Genomic DNA, 12,488 nt, shown 5'->3' with positions numbered 1-12,488 from the left:
GATTAGTTAAAATTTCTACTGCCTGTCCTTGACGATAAATTTCCACTTCTCTAGTTTTTCTATTGATTAACCAACCTAAACGAGTCCCATTATCTAAATATTCCTGCATTTTTTTCCTAGCGGTTTCTATGTTGTCACTAGCAGACATTAATTCAATGACAAAATCGGGAGATAGAGGTAAAAATCTTTCCTTTTGTTGTGGGGTTAAAGCTTGCCATTTATCTAAAGGTATCCAAGCAGCATCGGGAGAGCGATCGGCCCCATTAGGTAGTTTAAATCCTCCAGAAGAATCAAAAACTACACCTAATTTATGTAGGTTATTCCATAACCATAATTGGGCAGTGATTCCAGCGTTAGAATTACTGGTTTCTCCTCCAGTCGGTGGCATAATAATTAAATCTCCTTTTGGGTTGCGTTCCAAGCGCAAATCTCGGTTATCCTGACAAAGTTGAAAGAACTGTTCATCGCTGAGTTGAAACGAGTTAAATTTAACTTCTACTGTCATTATTATCCCCAACCTACTCTCGTCTAAAATTCATGGTAACGCGCTAGGGCAAGAGATGTTCTTGGATGAAATTAGTGTAAACATCTCCGGCTAAAAAGGCGGGAGTTTCCAATATTTTACGATGGAAATCAATAGTCGTCGGTACTCCCGTGATCGCACATTCCCGCAGGGCGCGTTTCATGCGTTTAATCGCAGTTTCGCGATTTTCTCCCCAGACAATTAATTTCCCAATTAGGGAATCGTAATAGGGGGGGATTTCGTAATCGGTGTAAACGTGGGAATCCATGCGGACACCAGGACCGCCAGGGGGCAGATAACCGCTAATTTTGCCGGGGTGAGGGCGAAAATTGTGATCGGGATCCTCGGCATTAATGCGACACTCGATCGAATGCCCTCTAAATATCACCTGATCTTGCTTAATTTGCAGTTTTTCGCCCTGTGCCACCAGAATTTGTTCTCGGATCAGGTCTATCCCCGTGATCATCTCCGTGACGGGGTGTTCCACCTGAATACGGGTGTTCATTTCCATGAAGTAAAAATTGCCCTGTTTATCGACTAAAAATTCCACAGTTCCCACCCCGACGTAATTAATCGATTTAGCGGCTTTAACGGCGGCACTACCCATTTTTGAGCGTAAATGGGGGGTTAAGAAGGGGCTGGGTGCCTCTTCTAGCAGTTTTTGGTGTCGTCGCTGAATCGAACAGTCTCTTTCTCCTAAATGGATCACGTTACCGTGACTATCGGCCAAAATCTGAAACTCGATATGTCGGGGACATTCGATAAATTTTTCTAGATATACTCCTGAATTGCCAAAAGCCGCTTCTGCTTCCCCTTGGGCGGCTTTTAACATATTACCTAGTTCATCTGCACTCTTGACAAGACGCATCCCACGCCCTCCACCGCCAGCGGTGGCTTTGATCAGGACAGGATAACCGATGTCATCAGCGATACGTTTTGCTTCCGCTTCTGAGGTAATTAAACCACCACTGCCGGGGATAGTGGGAACTCCCGCTTTTTGCATGGTTTTTTTAGCGGTAGATTTATCCCCCATAGCCAGAATAGCACTGGGAGACGGACCGATAAAAGTTAACTGATGATCGGCACAAATTTCGGCAAAGCGGGCGTTTTCTGCCAAAAAACCGTAACCGGGATGGATAGCCGTGGCGTTGCGTGTTAGGGCAGCCGAGATGATATTAGGGATATTTAGGTAACTTTTGCTACTTGGGGGCGGACCAATACAAACACTCTCATCGGCCAGTTGAACGTGAAGGGCATGGCGATCGATGGTAGAGTGGACGGCAACGGTTCTAATGCCCAATTCTTCGCAACTATGAAGGATTCTTAAGGCGATTTCCCCGCGATTGGCGATTAATATCTTGGCAAACTGCATTGGACGACCACGAGATCAGGCTGGTGTGATAGGCGACTATTTAGTAGAATATCTGGTTTTGTTACCTTGGGGAAATGAGGAAGTGAGGAAGTGAGGAAGTGGGGAAGTGGGGAAGTGGGGTGTGGGGTGTGGGGTGTGGGGAGAATAAATAAAATAATCTCCTATCTCCTGACTCCTGACTCCTATCTCCTGACGGCTAAATTAACCGACTTTGTCTCCCTCCCCGGTCAAGATTGAAAGCGATAAGCTAGAGTGTGAGGAGTGAAAACTTTTTAATCTCGTTTCGCCCCTAGAGGATAATAGCTCGATGTTGCGAATTATCACAGAGCCATGGTCAGCCAGAACGGAACTGAGACGAATTCGGGAACGGTTCGACGATCCGGAAATTCGGGAAAAAGAATCGCTTGTCCGAGAGATTGTCGAGCAGGTGCGACTTTCAGGCGATCGCTCGTTGGTGGATTATACGGAAAAATTCTACCAACAGTCCCTTAATCTACAACAACTAAAGGTGAGTGGCTCGGAACTCGATGCTGCTTATCAACAGGTGTCGCAGGATTTATTAAATGCGATCGCCGTTGCCTGTGAAAAAATGGAGGCTTTTCATCGTCAGCGTCTTCCCAAAGCTTGGGTCCAGTTTCTTGAGGATGGTACGGTTCGGGGGAAACGTTATCAACCGGTTAACAGCGTGGGAATTGTCGTTCCCGATGGGAAACGGGCCTATCTCAGTTTATTGCTCCAACAGGCGATTCCTGCCAAAATAGCGGGGGTTAAACGGATTGTCATGGTATCTCCTGCCGATGAGGATTTACGCATCCATCCGGCGATTTTAGTGGCAGCCCAATCGGTGGGTATTAGTGAGATTTATCGGGTGGCTGGACCACAGGCGATCGCCGCTTTAGCCTACGGCACAAAAACGATCGCTCCCGTGGAGATGATTGCCGGAATAGGTGATTTTTATACTAATTTGGCTAAAAAACTGGTTTCTGACCATGTAAAAATCGATTATCTCTCTATTACTTCTGATTTGGTTATTATTGCCCATAGTCAAGCCAATCCTAGGCAGTTGGCCCTAGATCTATTAGCGCAAGCGGAACAGTATTCCCTGGCGGCAGCGATTTTATTGACGACGGATAAGGCTTTGGCCCTAATAGTACAGGAAGAAGTGCAAAAACAGTTACAGGTACATCCCCAGAGATTGTTAACGGAAAAAGCGATCGCTCATTATGGTTTAATCGTGGTGGTGGAATCATTGGAGAAAGCGATCGAATTATCGAATCTTTTTGCTCCCACCCATTTATCTTTGATGATCGATGAGCCTTGGGAAAAGCTATCTTCTGTGAGACAATCGGGAACTATTCTCCTCGGTTCCACTACTCCAAAAGCGGTGGCTGATTATTTGGGTTGTCCCGTGGGAGTGGAAACTTTTCTCGATTCCGCCACTTTAATCGAATATCCTGCCGATTCTTTCGCCTCCATAGCCCACAATCTGCAAATATTAGCGCAAGCGGAGGGATTTACGACAACGGACGCGGGTATAGAATCCCGAGGTCAGGATAAGACCTAGAGAAACTATCATCTTCTCAAAGCAACTATTGGGTCTAATTTAGCGGCACGATGAGCGGGAACAACACCGAAAATTAGACCGATGGCACTAGAAACTCCTAAAGCGAGAATTATCGCAGGGATTGAGACACTGGTGGTTAAAGCGGCAAAAATTCCCGCTAGATACATTCCTTGAATGCCGACAAAAATCCCGATAATTCCGCCAGTGGTGGCTAAAATCACCGATTCAATGAGAAATTGACCTTTTATATCCCCTTCTTTCGCTCCTAAAGCCTTTCTTAACCCGATTTCTTGGGTTCTTTCCGTGACTGACACGAGCATAATATTCATTACGCCGATTCCCCCGACAAAAAGGGAAATACTGGCGATCGAGGCTAACATTCTAGTTAAACTCTCGTTAGTCTCTTTGGTCATTTCTAGGACTGCGGTTTGGGGGAAAACCTGCACATAATTCTCGTCGCTGACCTGATGACGCATTTGCAGCAGGTTGCTAATCTGAAACTGAGCGGCTTTAATTTGGGCAGAGTTTTTGGCCAAGACAGAAATATGAGTCAGGGGAATGCCATAGATAGCTCTGCGGCCTTGAACCTGATTAGACATGGTAGTTAGGGGAATTAAAGCTCGATCGTCCTGATTAGCCTCAAATAAGGAGCCTTTCGCCTGTAAAACTCCAATGACTTGAAAACTAAGATTGCCGATGCGAAGATTTTCGCCGACGGGATTGCGATTACCAAAGAGATTTTTGGCTAATTCCGATCCCAAGACAATCACCCGATTATCCCGTTTCAGGTCAGATTCCATAATAAATCTACCTTTAGATAGTTGACGGTTACGCACGTTTAGGTACTCGGCTCCCACCCCGATTAGGGGGCTATTACTGGTTCTATTACCGAAGGATAAAATTCTTTTACCGCTCAATTCGGGAGAAATGGCGGCAATGGCGGGAACTTGAGATGCGATCGCTTGAGCATCTTCGTAGGTGAGAGGCCGGGGATTAGGAATTGTCCGCCGGACATTGCGCGAGGAGGTGGAAACAAATAAAACATTCGGTCCGAGAGCTTCAAACTGCTCGAGGGCGACTTTTTGCGCTCCTTCACCCACTCCCACTAGGGCAATGACGGAAGCGTTACCGATAGCAATTCCTAGCATGGTCAGACCACTACGCAGTTTATTGCCCATCAAAGCGGAAAAAGCCATTTTCAGGTTTTCTAGCATTTCCATGGTTAGTTATATTCAGTGGGGAAGTGGGGAAGTGGGGAAGTGGGGAAGTGGGGAAGTGGGGAATTGGGGAGATGGGGAATTGGGGAGATGGGGAAGTGGGGAAGTGGGGAAGTGGGAAGTGGGGAAATTGAACTAAAACCCCAAAACCCCAAAACCCCAACCCTCAACAGCTGACTCCTGACTCCAGGCTCCTGATTAGCGTGCAGAGATTTGGAGCGTTTCCGGTTTGCTTAAATCGCCGGTAATAGTTAAACTGCGCCGATTAGCGTTGAGATGACGGACAATTTTATAGATAGCTTCAACTTGGTCACTAGCGCCGATTTTGGCCGCTAGAGTGGCTAGGTCAAGAGAAGTTCCCGTTTCCCGAACAACTTGCACGATTTTTCTTTGTAAATCCAGAATAGAAGCGGCGGCTTTTTTCCCTGCTTCTACCCCGGGTTGATGGTAGGCGTTAATGTTAACTAAACTAGCATAGAAACTAACGGCCCGTTCGTAGAGGGCGATCAAGGCCCCTACCTGACGGGGAGTGACCTCTGGGATAGTGATAGTGATAGAGTGACGACTATTTTCGTATAAAGCTTGTCGAGTACCTTGCAGTAATCCTGAGAGGAAATCGCCAGCAGTGGAGCCGGTTTCCACTTCTATCGAATCTCCTTGCCGGTCTTTTAACACTTCAATAAAAGTAGCGAAAAAATTGGGAACACCTTCGCGTAATTGTTGGACGTAGGCGTGTTGGTCCGTGGAACCTTTGTTACCATAGACGGCGATCCCTTGGTACACCTTATTACCATCGAGGTCTTTTTCTTTACCGAGGGACTCCATGACCAATTGTTGCAGATAGCGGCTAAAGAGATAGAGACTGTCTTTGTAGGGCAGAATCACCATATCTTTCTCTCCCTTGCCCTTGCCCTCATGATACCAAGCTAGAGCCAGTAGAGCGCTAGGATTTTTTTTCAGGTTATGGACGCGGGTGGCGATGTCCATTTCTTTGGCCCCGGCTAACATTTCATCGATGTCGATACCCTGCAAAGCGGCCGGGAGAAGACCGACGGCGGATAGTTCTGATGTACGACCACCGACCCAATCCTGCATGGGGAAACGAGTTAGCCAATCTTGGGCGTATTTGTCCAGTTGGCTACCCGGCATAGTGACGGCGACCGCGTGTTGCGGAAAGTCTAAATCTTGTTTTTCGTAAGCGTTGCGGACCTCTAACATTCCGTTTCTCGCTTCGGGAGTGCCGCCAGATTTACTGGTGACGATAACGAGGGTGGTAGCTAAGGGTAAATGGGCTAGGGTGCGATCGATGCCTTTAGGGTCGGTATTATCAATAAAAGCAATCTCTAAGGGGGGAAAATCGGGCGCTAGAGCCGAACCGACGAATTGGGGACCCAAAGCAGACCCCCCGATGCCTAAACAGAGAATATGGGTGAATTTTGCCCGATTGGGTGGCTTAATCGCTCCGGAGTGAATTTTCTTGACAAATTCTTTGATCTGTGCTATGGGTTCGGTGATTTCGGCCCGCAATTCCTGGTTAGGAGCGAGTTCAGGAGCGCGCAGCCAGTAGTGGCCGACCATACGCTGTTCGTCGGGATTGGCGATCGCACCCTGTTCTAAAGCTGCCATATCTTGGAAAGCGCGCTCAAATTTTGCTTCTAGACCTTTGAGAAAAGCCTCATCGAAGGGAATCCGACTGACATCGAGATAAAGTTCTAGGTTAGGGTGATAGTATAACCAATCTTGGTAACGTTGCCAGAGTTGCAGATTATCCATAAAAAAAAGCGAAATTTTTGTTTAATTACTCGTTTAGGAGAGATAGCATTCTATCCTCTCCAATCATCATACAGGTAGTTTTAGACTAGAAGTTGACGGTTAAGCATATATTAGGGGTTGGCAAAATGCTAACAGTGACGGAACTATCCCCTAATTGTTCGGTTTGCTGGTGTTGGCTGTTGATTTTTTAACCTTTCCTATGGCTATCTACTCATCCCCTCTCAAAATCGGTAACTTAGAAGTGCATAGCCGGGTCTTGCAATCACCTTTATCCGGTGTCACGGATTTAGTTTTTCGGCGCTTGGTGAGACGCTTTGCTCCTGATTCGATGCTCTATACGGAGATGGTTAATGCGACAGAAATCTCCCAGCTGCAAGAGTTACCGCAATTGATGGTTATCGGGGACAAAGAACAACCAATCAGTATGCAATTATTTGATTGCCGTCCCGATTTTATGGCTGTGGCGGCGGAAAAAGCGGTTAAAGAAGGAGCGATGACCATCGATATTAATATGGGTTGTCCAGTTAATAAAATTACTAAAAAAGGCGGCGGTTCTTCACTTTTACGACAGCCAGAAATTGCCGAGCAAATTGTTAGGGAAGTGGTGAGAGCGGTATCGGTGCCGGTAACGGTGAAAACTCGCTTGGGATGGAACGCTCAGGAGATTAATATTATCGATTTTGCTCGTCGTTTGGAAGATGCGGGAGCGCAAATGTTGACCCTGCACGCACGCACTAGGGAACAGGGTTATCATGGGCCAGCCGATTGGCAATGGATTAAACGGGTGAAGGAGGTTTTATCAATTCCTGTCATTGCTAATGGTGATATTGTTTCTGTGGAAGCGGCGATTAATTGTTTGGAATTTACCCAGGCCGATGGGGTGATGTGTTCGCGGGGAACCCTCGGTTATCCCTATTTGGTGGGGGAAATCGATTATTACCTCAAAACAGGCAAAAAGTTGTCGAAACCCACCTCTATTGACCTGTTAAGCCTAGCTAAAGAGCATTTACAGGGGCTATGGCTATACAAGGGACAACGCGGTATTTGGCAAGCGCGGAAACATCTGGCTTGGTATTGTCAGGATTTTACTGGTGCGGCGGTTTGGCGCGATCGGTTTTCGCGCATCGAATCCCTGGGAGAGGGCTGTGATTTAATTGATAGAGCTATTGCCCAATTAAACCTTGAAAACGAGAATATTTACAGATAACGGTGCTACAAGCTGTAGGTTCTTACGAACCTTTTGCTGGTTCGTCAGCATCATCGACAAGGTACATTTACTACCTAAGCCCGCTCACGGGTTTCAGCTTCATGGCGCAATTTGCTTGCCTGCTCCTGACTATCGATAATATCAGGTCGAGAGCCAATAACCCCAACGCTGAGAAGGTAAAATACCCCCATATTTGTCTACATCCGATCGCACTCCCGTCCGTCGCTGTGCCTAGACGTTTTTAGATTATTATCATTTACTTTAATCAATGAGCATGGTGCGTTCCCCAAAATTGATCGCTGCAGACGTAAGACTTGCATGAGGGAACGCACCCTACCAGATCTGCACTGAGTTCTGTTGTTGCCTTGTTAGGATTAGGAGGATTAGGGTTAGTCTCTAGCCTGACCAAGCGAAAATAGAAATAGTAGGGTGGCCATTGCCCACCTTACCGCTTTTTCGGTCATAATAAATCCGAATTAGGGCGAACTGTAGTAAAATAGTAAACGAACCTCTTAAGCAGGGTTTATAAGGATGTCCAGACGAGACGATCTACATTTATCATTACGTCATACTTTAGAAAAAGAAGGTTGGAAAATCACTGATGATCCTTTAATTATAACCTTAGAAAAAACCTTGCTTAAAGCTGATTTAGGAGCAGAAAAGTTTTTTGCTGCGGAAAAAGAAGATCGTAAAATTGCTGTAGAAATCAAAGACTTTGATACGCCTTCAGTTATCAGTGAATTAGAAAAAACAATAGGACAACTTCAATTATACCAATGGGCTTTAGATTCACAAGAACCTGAAAGAAAACTTTTTTGGGGCATTAGTGAAGCGGTTTATTTAAAACACTTCAAAAAAGCTATTTTCCAACTGGTTATTAAACGTAACAGAATCAATTTAGTTATTTATAATCCTCAAAAGGAGATAATTGTCGAATGGATAACACAGTAAATTATGCCGATATTCTGACTCAAGTTATCAGAAAAGAATCGGCGATGCAACCTCGATTACAAAACCTTAAAATTACCCCAGTTTGTGATCCAGAATCAGGCAACTTTTTAATAATTATGACTGGTTGGGAAAAAGAAGCATGGATTAATACAATTTTATTTCACGCTCGTTTATTGAAAAATAAAATTGTCATTGAAGATGATAATCTTGAAGAAGGATTAACAACCAATTTAATTAAAGCTGGGATTCCCCCAGAAGATATTATTACTGGACTTTCCCTAGAGTAAGGCAGGCATTACCCACCTTAGCGATATCGCACTGAATGTTAGGAAAAATTATCTCAATGCTTCAATTCGATCTAAATAGACATTAACTAATTTATGTTCAATGACCAAAGCTTCAATCTGTGGCCAAATACGAGCTAAAAACTGATGAAATTCGCGTTTTCGTATATTGCCAAAACGGAGATGTACTACTTTGGGTGGGGAAAAATCTAGCATTATTCTATCAGAAAAGTCTGCATCTTTCGTAACAATAACCAGTTTTTTATCCTTTGCATATTGCCAAATTTACGTATCCCTTGGACTTCTACCTAAAACCGAAACATGAATGATCGGTAAAGATGGAGTGAACAGGATTTTAGCTGGTAAATTTTCATCGAAGAAAAAACCATTCATGCAATTTTTCTGACTTCATAGTGATTCGCCATCAATCTTGCTGCAAATTGCATACAGGCATAAATATCTTCTCGATTCAGAGAAGGATATTCTTCAAGGACTTCTTCAATAGAATCCCCTGCTCCCAAAAATTCCATAACTGTTTGCACCGGAATTCGGGTTCCAGCTATAACAGGTCTTCCATTACAAATATCTGGATGAATCTGGATGCGACTTTCCATTAAGGTTTTGTTACCTCTGTTATGAGGGGCTAAAACAAGCTACGTCACTCGTAGTTTTGCAATCACTGGACGATGATCAGATACACCTGAAGGCAGTGTGATGACCTGATCAACCCTGACATTTTGACTGACGAAAATGTGGTCAATGGGAATTTTTAGAGCTTGTTTCCAATGATCGAGATGGGATAGCGATCGCGCTCCGTCAGCGTAAAACCAGGTTGGATTTAGTCCATGCCCTAGATTGACACTGCGTAATCCTGAGTTAATGATAAAGTTGCGAAAATAAATCGACCAGGAGGTGAGGTTAAAGTCACCCATCATCACGGTGGTGATTGACTGCTGTGCTGCATAGGCTGCCAGGGCTACCATCGCCTGGTTACGATTGATAAAGTTAGGTATGGATATAGGGGCAAGGGGATGGGCAACAACAACCCGAATGGGGTGTCCTGTCACATTAACGCTTGCGAATAGGCTATGGTGGCGGGTTCCCAAGTTATCAGTCGTTGCCTCTGTAATGGGATAGCGGCTAAATAAACTCAGTCCGCCTCCCGTTGCGCGGTAATAGTAAGGATAAAGATCCTGCACCTTGTCTAGTAGCTCTGCGGCTTGCTCCTTGAGGGGTTCAACTAACCCGAATATATCTACGGGATTTGCCCGAACCAGGTTAGTCACGGCACTGGTCTCCCATAGTTGGTAGTTGACGTTGTAGGTCATTACAGTCAATGGGAGACCACCAGTTCTAGCATCTCGGAACCTCGGAACATACCAGGTAGCAATTGTGCTGACATAAAACCCCAGCCCTACAGCTAAGGTGATCATCAATTTCCGGCGGGAAGGGCGGAACCTGGGTAAAAACAGAGCCAACAGCAATATCAAAGTCAAGGCCGCAAACCAAAGATAGCCTGCCCCCAAAATCTCAAAGAGCCACAGCTTGTACCATTCTCCAGGGGTGAAGCTGATTAGCAACAGGCTAAGTGCGATCAACCACAGCAAAATACTGGTCAGCATAACATCTATTATTAGACGGATTTATTAGGTGAATCTTTAAGTTCTCCAACCAGTTTATAGGATGTACAAAGAATCGGCAACTCAGATCTTGAGACAAGCCGTGAACCACAACAAGCCAGGCGTTAAGGCGCATAAGTGCCAGTCGGGTGCATACGGTTGTTAGCTGGCTTCCGGTATTGCCAGCCACTGATTGTCTGAGATTTCCAAGGTTTTGAAACAACAGCGAAACGCTTTGCCTATCGGGCTGCAGGCATACACTCCGATTTGGCAATCGTCGGCTATCTTGTGTAAGTGTGTGATCCGCATTTGCAGCCAAGCCTGCCCATCATAAGAATTCTCTAGCAGAAAATCGCTCCCCCGTTTACTGATGCGATACCACATTTCGCGGTATTCTGAAGAAATGTCTTGCGTTGCCCAATCAGAATATCCCAAATTGGTCACCACAGAACCAAGCCGACTAGCTTGTTCGCTTTCATATTCCGTGGAAACTTTTATCCAATTCTGACTGTCAATCCGCACCATTAGGCCACATTGATCATATTTTTCCCGAGGCTGAAATTCTACTTGGGTCATTAGGGAAAAATCCCCAACTTGTCGCATCAATAAGCAATGCCCATCATCTCTTTGAAAACCATAGTGCGTGTTTTGCCAAAAATCAGTTTTTTCATCTGTAGAAATTTCCAAGCCATTACCCAAACGATAATGCGTCGGCTCGTTGAGCCAGTAAAAATCATCTGACAATGCTGGCTGTAAAAAATTTTCACTAAGTCGCATAATATCGCTCCTAATCAGATACATCGTGATATTACGAGGCCAGCTAACCATTGATTATACAGAAACTTTCCGAATAACCAGAGTAAGGATATGGGGAAACTTTCGGCATATCACCCCGTTTTGTGGATTACTGACAATCAGCTGAGATACAAAGAACTTTTCAGCGACCCTATCACTAATTCTTCAATCTGACTGCACTTCGTAACAAAAATTTACAATTATTCGACGGCACTCGCACTCCCGTCCGTCGCTGTGCATAGATGTTTTTAGCTTATTATCATTTGCTTAAATCAATGTTTAAGGAACGCACCCTACCAGATTGGCGTACTGTTACAGAGCATCCAAAACCAAAACTTTTAAATCTGGGACAGCAGCTAAACGGGCATCATTGGTCAAGAAAAACATAGCACCTTCTCCCATAGCAGTGGCAATCTGGATTGCGTCTGGAGTTCGCAAGTTTTGTCTTGCTCTTAACTGGGCGGCAACTTCGGCAATCTCAAGGGAAATAGGTACAGTAATTAAGTTTTCTTGATCAAGAAGAATATCACGATACTGGCAGGCAAGTTCTACATTACCTGAGCGTAATGGATGCACCAAAACTTCCGTCAGCGTCAACGTAGAGGTAACAACTTGAAACTCGCCTCGACTTAGCGCCCCAAAAAAGGCACGCACAAGCCCTAAATATGCCTGATTTTGCTCGATCAGGTAAATGAGTGGTGCGGTATCCAACCCCACAACTTGACCTTGCAGTTGCATCAGCCATTCCATGAGGCACGTTCCTGATTAACGTACTCTTGAGCATCAAGTCCATTCCAGATTTCTTTTCCTAGTCCTTCTAGTTCCATAATGCTATGCTTGGGCTTAACAAGCATAGGGCGACGTACCATTACAGCTAACTCTTTTAACAAGCGAAGTTGCTCGTCTGGGGTGAGATTCTCAACTTGCCGGCGAACATCTTGATAGGTAGTCATGCTCTTTACTCCCTGTTTCTTCCATTAATCATGTCATATTGCCCACAGATCACGGCTCCAAAAAGTAAGGTAGAATGCCTCCATATTTGTCTATCTCAAGGTCGCGAGAGGACTCCCGTTAAACCGCGTAGCGGTTAACGGGAGATGAATCGCCACCAGAATGAAACTAACGCAGTAGCGTTTCCACTTTTGGGGAGTTTTGGTTCTCGACGTATTTTTTTAGTTGTTCG

At 45.1% G+C, this 12,488-nt stretch carries 16 protein-coding genes; 5 read left to right on the top strand and 11 right to left on the bottom strand.

The features are described 5' to 3' along the window. Nucleotides 1–505 (bottom strand): Uma2 family endonuclease (locus tag O9300_RS14545; protein ID WP_287972355.1); only part of this gene is annotated, 505 nt, incomplete at its 3' end. A gap of 43 nt (nucleotides 506–548) precedes the next feature. After that, a complete protein-coding gene (gene accC / locus O9300_RS14540; protein ID WP_287972353.1) occupies nucleotides 549–1,895 on the bottom strand; it encodes an acetyl-CoA carboxylase biotin carboxylase subunit in 1,347 nt (448 codons plus the stop codon). 90 nt (nucleotides 1,896–1,985) lie between these two features. On the opposite strand from accC, the gene O9300_RS14535 reads away from it, so the two are divergent. Together O9300_RS14535 and hisD are read left to right on the top strand one after the other, a co-directional pair. After that, on the top strand, nucleotides 1,986–2,132 hold the full coding sequence (locus O9300_RS14535) for a hypothetical protein (protein ID WP_287972351.1): 147 nt from the start codon (nucleotides 1,986–1,988) through the stop codon (nucleotides 2,130–2,132). 70 nt (nucleotides 2,133–2,202) lie between these two features. Then, complete coding sequence (hisD, locus tag O9300_RS14530) at nucleotides 2,203–3,459, top strand: histidinol dehydrogenase (RefSeq protein WP_287972350.1); 1,257 nt, start codon at nucleotides 2,203–2,205, stop codon at nucleotides 3,457–3,459. 8 nt (nucleotides 3,460–3,467) lie between these two features. Here hisD and O9300_RS14525 read toward each other — a convergent pair whose 3' ends face one another. Genes O9300_RS14525 through O9300_RS14515 form a run of 3 tightly spaced genes read right to left on the bottom strand, consistent with a single transcriptional unit; the run spans nucleotide 3,468 to nucleotide 6,449 of the window. Further along, nucleotides 3,468–4,679 carry an ABC transporter permease gene (locus O9300_RS14525; protein WP_147073173.1) on the bottom strand — a complete coding sequence of 404 codons (1,212 nt, stop codon included), beginning with the start codon at nucleotides 4,677–4,679 and terminating at the stop codon, nucleotides 3,468–3,470. 2 nt (nucleotides 4,680–4,681) lie between these two features. After that, a complete protein-coding gene (locus O9300_RS14520; protein WP_287972349.1) occupies nucleotides 4,682–4,846 on the bottom strand; it encodes a hypothetical protein in 165 nt (54 codons plus the stop codon). Nucleotides 4,847–4,874: 28 nt separating this feature from the next. Beyond that, nucleotides 4,875–6,449 carry a glucose-6-phosphate isomerase gene (locus O9300_RS14515; RefSeq protein WP_287972348.1) on the bottom strand — a complete coding sequence of 525 codons (1,575 nt, stop codon included), beginning with the start codon at nucleotides 6,447–6,449 and terminating at the stop codon, nucleotides 4,875–4,877. Between the two features lie 199 nt (nucleotides 6,450–6,648). On the opposite strand from O9300_RS14515, the gene dusB reads away from it, so the two are divergent. The 3 genes from dusB (at nucleotide 6,649) to O9300_RS14500 (ending at nucleotide 8,894) form a co-directional block, all read left to right on the top strand. Further along, entirely contained in the window at nucleotides 6,649–7,656 is a 1,008-nt protein-coding gene (gene dusB, locus O9300_RS14510) for a tRNA dihydrouridine synthase DusB (protein WP_287972347.1), read from the top strand. Nucleotides 7,657–8,187: 531 nt separating this feature from the next. Beyond that, entirely contained in the window at nucleotides 8,188–8,607 is a 420-nt protein-coding gene (locus O9300_RS14505) for a XisH family protein (protein ID WP_287972346.1), read from the top strand. Then, nucleotides 8,592–8,894, top strand: a complete 303-nt coding sequence (locus O9300_RS14500; protein WP_147068733.1) for an element excision factor XisI family protein — start codon at nucleotides 8,592–8,594, stop codon at nucleotides 8,892–8,894. Before O9300_RS14505 ends, O9300_RS14500 begins: the two co-directional genes overlap by 16 nt. A 48-nt stretch (nucleotides 8,895–8,942) precedes the next feature. Here the strand turns inward: O9300_RS14500 and O9300_RS14495 are convergent, their stop codons facing one another. The 6 genes from O9300_RS14495 to O9300_RS14470 form a co-directional block, all read right to left on the bottom strand. Continuing rightward, nucleotides 8,943–9,143 (bottom strand): DUF5615 family PIN-like protein, encoded by a 201-nt coding sequence (locus O9300_RS14495; protein ID WP_353851558.1) that lies wholly within the window; start codon nucleotides 9,141–9,143, stop codon nucleotides 8,943–8,945. Between the two features lie 137 nt (nucleotides 9,144–9,280). Beyond that, nucleotides 9,281–9,505 carry a DUF433 domain-containing protein gene (locus O9300_RS14490; protein WP_002765154.1) on the bottom strand — a complete coding sequence of 75 codons (225 nt, stop codon included), beginning with the start codon at nucleotides 9,503–9,505 and terminating at the stop codon, nucleotides 9,281–9,283. A 39-nt stretch (nucleotides 9,506–9,544) separates the two neighbouring features. Then, nucleotides 9,545–10,513 carry an endonuclease/exonuclease/phosphatase family protein gene (locus O9300_RS14485; RefSeq protein ID WP_287659113.1) on the bottom strand — a complete coding sequence of 323 codons (969 nt, stop codon included), beginning with the start codon at nucleotides 10,511–10,513 and terminating at the stop codon, nucleotides 9,545–9,547. A 159-nt stretch (nucleotides 10,514–10,672) separates the two neighbouring features. Next, nucleotides 10,673–11,287: a DUF1349 domain-containing protein gene (locus O9300_RS14480; protein ID WP_287972343.1), complete on the bottom strand. Its 615-nt coding sequence runs from the start codon at nucleotides 11,285–11,287 to the stop codon at nucleotides 10,673–10,675. 330 nt (nucleotides 11,288–11,617) lie between these two features. Beyond that, nucleotides 11,618–12,055 carry a type II toxin-antitoxin system VapC family toxin gene (locus O9300_RS14475; RefSeq protein ID WP_287972341.1) on the bottom strand — a complete coding sequence of 146 codons (438 nt, stop codon included), beginning with the start codon at nucleotides 12,053–12,055 and terminating at the stop codon, nucleotides 11,618–11,620. Then, nucleotides 12,043–12,258 carry a hypothetical protein gene (locus tag O9300_RS14470; protein ID WP_002746864.1) on the bottom strand — a complete coding sequence of 72 codons (216 nt, stop codon included), beginning with the start codon at nucleotides 12,256–12,258 and terminating at the stop codon, nucleotides 12,043–12,045. Before O9300_RS14470 ends, O9300_RS14475 begins: the two co-directional genes overlap by 13 nt. Nucleotides 12,259–12,488 lie beyond the last annotated feature (230 nt).

The sequence above is a fragment of the Microcystis sp. LE19-195.1E genome (genome assembly GCF_027532095.1).
GTDB classification, from domain to species: domain Bacteria; phylum Cyanobacteriota; class Cyanobacteriia; order Cyanobacteriales; family Microcystaceae; genus Microcystis; species Microcystis aeruginosa.
The sequence above is the reverse complement of the archived record's forward strand: the minus strand, read 5'-3'. Positions and strand labels throughout refer to the sequence as shown.

What these genes read in the sequence shown, in the direction of transcription:
- accC (WP_287972353.1), bottom strand. Translation starts at nt 1,895, where the DNA reads ATGCAGTTTGCCAAGATATTAATCGCCAATCGCGGGGAAATCGCCTTA.
- hisD (WP_287972350.1), top strand. Translation starts at nt 2,203, where the DNA reads ATGTTGCGAATTATCACAGAGCCATGGTCAGCCAGAACGGAACTGAGA.
- O9300_RS14525 (WP_147073173.1), bottom strand. Translation starts at nt 4,679, where the DNA reads ATGGAAATGCTAGAAAACCTGAAAATGGCTTTTTCCGCTTTGATGGGC.
- O9300_RS14515 (WP_287972348.1), bottom strand. Translation starts at nt 6,449, where the DNA reads ATGGATAATCTGCAACTCTGGCAACGTTACCAAGATTGGTTATACTAT.
- dusB (WP_287972347.1), top strand. Translation starts at nt 6,649, where the DNA reads ATGGCTATCTACTCATCCCCTCTCAAAATCGGTAACTTAGAAGTGCAT.
- O9300_RS14505 (WP_287972346.1), top strand. Translation starts at nt 8,188, where the DNA reads ATGTCCAGACGAGACGATCTACATTTATCATTACGTCATACTTTAGAA.
- O9300_RS14500 (WP_147068733.1), top strand. Translation starts at nt 8,592, where the DNA reads ATGGATAACACAGTAAATTATGCCGATATTCTGACTCAAGTTATCAGA.
- O9300_RS14490 (WP_002765154.1), bottom strand. Translation starts at nt 9,505, where the DNA reads ATGGAAAGTCGCATCCAGATTCATCCAGATATTTGTAATGGAAGACCT.
- O9300_RS14485 (WP_287659113.1), bottom strand. Translation starts at nt 10,513, where the DNA reads ATGCTGACCAGTATTTTGCTGTGGTTGATCGCACTTAGCCTGTTGCTA.
- O9300_RS14480 (WP_287972343.1), bottom strand. Translation starts at nt 11,287, where the DNA reads ATGCGACTTAGTGAAAATTTTTTACAGCCAGCATTGTCAGATGATTTT.
- O9300_RS14475 (WP_287972341.1), bottom strand. Translation starts at nt 12,055, where the DNA reads ATGGAATGGCTGATGCAACTGCAAGGTCAAGTTGTGGGGTTGGATACC.
- O9300_RS14470 (WP_002746864.1), bottom strand. Translation starts at nt 12,258, where the DNA reads ATGACTACCTATCAAGATGTTCGCCGGCAAGTTGAGAATCTCACCCCA.